Consider the following 578-nt stretch of genomic DNA (forward strand, 5'->3'; position numbering starts at 1 on the left):
GAATATTTTAATCGTTGATGACCATCCGTTGTTTCGTCATGCCTTGATTCAAGCTGTTCGTTACAGTTTGCCGCAAGCACAAATTCAGGAAACAGCTGCAGTAAATGAGTTTTATGAACGCTTAGATAATGGACCGGAACCAGATTTGGTTTTACTAGATCTCAATTTACCGGGAGCTTCGGGCTTTTCAGCTTTAGTTCATGTGCGTGCACAATATCCATCCATTCCCATCATTGTTGTTTCTGCGCATGAAGAAACGTCAATTATTCAACGTGCCATAGCGCATGGTGCGATGGGTTATATTCCGAAATCTGCGCATCCAAGCCATATTGGCGAAGCAATCCGTCAGGTACTGGAAGGGGAAATCTGGTTGCCGCCAAATTTACCTGCCAACATGAATTTTGATCCGCGTGCAGCAGATGAAACTGCACTGGCAGAACGTATTCAATCACTGACACCACAACAATTCCGGGTCCTGATGATGGTGGCGGAAGGTCTGCTGAATAAACAGATTGCTTACGAACTGGATGTTTCTGAAGCCACTATTAAGGCCCATGTGACTGCTATTTTCCGTAAAC

At 44.6% G+C, this 578-nt stretch carries 1 protein-coding gene; it reads left to right on the forward strand.

Features of this window, described 5'->3' with window-relative positions:
- Nucleotides 1–578 (forward strand): response regulator (locus tag B2Y23_RS06870; RefSeq protein WP_291369853.1); only part of this gene is annotated, 578 nt, incomplete at both ends.

It is taken from the genome of Acinetobacter sp. UBA5934, assembly GCF_002430855.1.
Classification (GTDB): domain Bacteria; phylum Pseudomonadota; class Gammaproteobacteria; order Pseudomonadales; family Moraxellaceae; genus Acinetobacter.